Origin of the sequence: Xanthomonas sp. SHU 166, assembly GCF_000364685.1 — a bacterium.
GTDB lineage: Bacteria > Pseudomonadota > Gammaproteobacteria > Xanthomonadales > Xanthomonadaceae > Xanthomonas_A > Xanthomonas_A sontii.
Genome location: NZ_AQOJ01000240.1, coordinates 1 through 3,702, shown reverse-complemented (window position 1 = coordinate 3,702; position 3,702 = coordinate 1). Strand labels below are relative to the sequence as shown.

3 protein-coding genes are annotated in these 3,702 nt (G+C 67.6%); 1 reads left to right on the top strand and 2 read right to left on the bottom strand.

What is annotated here, in order from left to right; translation table 11 throughout:
* Positions 1 to 456 (bottom strand): anhydro-N-acetylmuramic acid kinase (locus D180_RS07895; RefSeq protein ID WP_043090629.1); only part of this gene is annotated, 456 nt, incomplete at its 3' end.
* 89 nt (positions 457 to 545) lie between these two features.
* Positions 546 to 2,003: a peptidoglycan DD-metalloendopeptidase family protein gene (locus D180_RS07890; protein WP_017912365.1), complete on the bottom strand. Its 1,458-nt coding sequence runs from the start codon at positions 2,001 to 2,003 to the stop codon at positions 546 to 548.
* A 168-nt stretch (positions 2,004 to 2,171) separates the two neighbouring features.
* On the opposite strand from D180_RS07890, the gene tyrS reads away from it, so the two are divergent.
* Positions 2,172 to 3,383 (top strand): tyrosine--tRNA ligase, encoded by a 1,212-nt coding sequence (gene tyrS / locus D180_RS07885; RefSeq protein ID WP_017912364.1) that lies wholly within the window; start codon positions 2,172 to 2,174, stop codon positions 3,381 to 3,383.
* Positions 3,384 to 3,702 lie beyond the last annotated feature (319 nt).

Here is a 3,702-nt window from a genome sequence, read left to right as displayed (position 1 = left end):
ATGGCCGCCGGCGGCGACGTCGCGGCGGCGGAAGTCGCAGACCGTGGCGATGCCGGTCAGTTCGGCGATGCGGTTGCCGTCGCCGAGCTGCCAGGTGAAGGCGGGGTCGGCCAGAGGGCGATGGCGCACGGTCTGCCCGTGCGACCCGATCGCGCGCACCGCGGCCGGCGCCACCCCGGCGTCGTCGAGCAGGCGCAGCGCCGCCTCGGCGAAGGCGATCGCGACCTCTGCATCGAGCTGCCCCAGCGCGTCCAGCGAGGCGATGTCGCCGCCTTCGCCCAGCGCGATCAGCACCGCGCGCTGCTGCGGTGCCCACGCATAGGTGCGCCCCAGCTGCAGCTGCGGGTTGCCGTCGTGGTCGAAGCGCACCAGCGCGGCATCGATGCCGTCGGCGCTGGTGCCGGACATCAGGCCCAGGAACAGGGCGTCGTCGGGAACGGCGGAAGGCGAGGGCATGCAAGACACCAGGCGGCGGTCGGCGCCGCAGCGTGGGCCAGGCGCCGCCGCCCGTCAATGCGCGGCGCGGCGGAACCGGCTACCGGCGCTCAGCCGGCGTCGTGCGACGTGGCGGCCTTGGACGACGCGACGACCTTCTTCTTCTTCTTCGCGTCCGGCTCGCCGGCATCGGCGTAGATCAGCTTCTCCACGCGCTGGATGCGCGCCAGCGCCGGCGAGGTCTGCGCACGGAACGCGGCCAGTTCGGCGCCGGCCAGCGGGGTCGGCGGCGGCATCGTCACCGAGGCCGGATTGCGCTGCACCCCGTCCACGCGGAATTCGTAGTGCAGGTGCGGACCGGTGGCCATGCCGGTCATGCCGACGTAGCCGATCACCGTGCCCTGGTTGATGCGCTGGCCGGCCTTGATGCCGCCGAAGCGCGACATGTGCCCGTACAGCGTGCTGTAGCCCTTGCCGTGATCCAGGATCACCACGTTGCCGTAGCCGCGCTGGGTGCCGACGAACTGCACCCGCGCATCGCCGGCGGCCATGATCGGGGTGCCGGTCGGCGCCGCGTAGTCGATGCCCTTGTGCATGCGCATGGTGCCCAGCACCGGGTGCTTGCGCGCGCCGAAGGTGGAGCTGATGCGGCTGTAGGACACCGGCATGCGGATGAAGCTCTTCTTCAGCGGCCGCCCGGTCACGTCGAAGTACTCGGCCGGCTTGCCGCCGCGCTCGAAGCGGAAGCCGCTGTAGGTCTTGCCGCGGGTGGTGAAGGTCGCCGCCAGGATCTTGCTGGTGTCGATGCGCTCGCCTTCGCGCCAGGTCTCGTCCATGACCACGCTGAAGCGGTCGCCCGGCTGCAGGTCCTTGTCGAAGTCGATGTCGTACTTGAAGATCTCGTCGGTCATCGTCGCGATCGCCGACGGCGACAGCCCGGCCTTGCGTGCGGCCACGTACAGCGAGCTGGTGATTTCGCCGCTGGTGACCACGGTGCGCGTGCTGGTCTCGCGCTCGATCACCTTTTCCTTGATGTCGTCGTCCAGCAGCGACAGTTCCACCCGGTGGGTGGCATCGCGGTCGAAGCGCAGAGCGCGCAGATCGCCCGTCGTCGCCAGGTCGAAGCCGATCTCGGCGCCTGGACGCAGCTTGGTCAGCGCGTCGTGCGTGCCCGGATGGTCCAGCAACCGCTGCATCACCGTGGCGGGGAGGCCGAGCTTCTCGAACACCGAGCCCAGGGTCTGTCCGGATTCGATCCGCACCACCTGCCAGTTGTCGGTGATCGCAGCCTGCTGTTGCTGGGCAAGCGAGATCGGCGGCAACGGCAGCGCCAGCGTCGCCTGCGTGGTCTGCAGCGGCACGTCGATGGCGTTGGAGAAGCCCGGGACGATCGTGGCGACCATCGCGCCGATGGTGGCGAACAGGCTGGCGTGGATCCAGTGGCGGCGCGTCCAGCGGCCGGCGGGAAGATGTTCCTTCAACTTGCGATGCAGCGCAGTGTCGTGGAGAACGTGAAGGCGTTGCTGGAACCGCTGCCGGCGCGCGCGTTCCTGATCACTGTTGGGCATCAATGCTTCCTCACGAGCCCGAAGCGCGAGCTCAAAACTCGGCTACCATAAACATCGTTCCACAGCGCGTCAAACCATTGAGCCGGCTCGAATTTTCACCTGGCTGCTCGGTTAACTCGCTCTTAACGCCATTCACGTTTGTTGAAGCCACTCGCCGGAGTTCCTGTTTTGTCCACGATCGAAGAGTCCCTTGTCCTGATCGGCCGCGGTGCCGACGAAATCCTCAAGCGTGAAGAACTGGAGGCCCGCCTGCGCAGCGGGCGCCCGCTGCGGATCAAGGCCGGCTTCGATCCCACCGCGCCGGACCTGCACATCGGTCACACCGTGCTGTTGAACAAGATGCGCCAGTTCCAGGACCTGGGGCACCAGGTGATCTTCCTGATCGGCGACTTCACCGGCATGATTGGCGACCCCACCGGCAAGAACGTCACCCGCAAGCCGCTGACCCGCGAGGACGTGCTGGCCAACGCCCGCACCTACGAGGAGCAGGTGTTCAAGGTGCTGGACCGGGAGCGCACCGAGGTCCGCTTCAACTCCGAATGGTTCGGGCAGATGAGCGCGGCCGACATGATCCGCCTGGCCGGCCAGCACACCGTGGCGCGCATGCTCGAGCGCGACGACTTCGCCAAGCGCTACGCGGCGCAGCAGTCCATCGCCATCCACGAGTTCCTGTACCCGCTGGTGCAGGGCTACGACTCGGTGGCGCTGAAGGCCGACGTCGAACTGGGCGGCACCGACCAGAAGTTCAACCTGCTGATGGGCCGCGGCCTGCAGGAGCACTACGGGCAGCCGGCGCAGATCGTGCTGACGATGCCGTTGCTGGAGGGCCTGGACGGGGTCAACAAGATGTCCAAGTCGCTGGGCAACTACATCGGCATCAGCGAGCCGGCGATCGACATCGTCACCAAGACCATGAAGATCGGCGACGAGCTGATGTGGCGCTGGATCGAACTGCTCTCCTTCGATATCGGCGTGAACGAAGCGCAGGCGCTGCGCCAGCAGGTGCAGGCCGGCAGTCTGCATCCGCGCGAAGTGAAGTTGCGCCTGGCGCGCGAATTGACCACCCGCTTCCACGATGCCGCCGCCGCCGAGCAGGCCATCGTCGGCTGGCACGCCGTGGTGACCGGGCAGGGCGACACCAGCGCCTTGCCGCTGCAGCAGGTCGCCGTGCCCGCGGAAGGCCTGCGGATCGCCGCATTGCTGACCGCCGCGGGCCTGACCGCCAGCAATTCCGAGGCCACCCGCAAGCTGAAGGAGCGGGCGGTGCGCGTGGCTGGCGAGGTGGTCGAGGATCCGCAGCAGAGCTTCGCGCCGGGCTTCGAAGGCGTGCTGCAGGTCGGCAAGCGGACGTTTGCCCGGGTGCAGCTCATCGCGGCATGAGATCGTCCGCCCGGTTGCCGCGCAGGCAATCGGGCGACGGTGGTGCGGCGCTGCCTGCGCTCTATATATAGGGAGTGGCCGCGCGCGCGAAGCAGCGCCCACCGAATAGCGTGTGCGGTAAGGCAGGTGGGGCTGACAGGGCCCCCGCGACGGGAGAGTGAAAAAAGTTTTCACACCCTCTTCCCAAGCGCCCGATTTGGGGCCATACTTTCCCTCCCCTGACGCAACGCCTTCACGGCAACGCGGCAAGGGCGTCAAAAACCTCTTCAAAAAGGTGTTGACGAAGTGAAAAAGTCGGCTAATATGGCCGGCTCGCTTC

Excerpts from the sequence above, each read along its gene's own strand:
- D180_RS07890 (WP_017912365.1), bottom strand. The coding sequence starts at position 2,003 with ATGCCCAACAGTGATCAGGAACGCGCGCGCCGGCAGCGGTTCCAGCAA.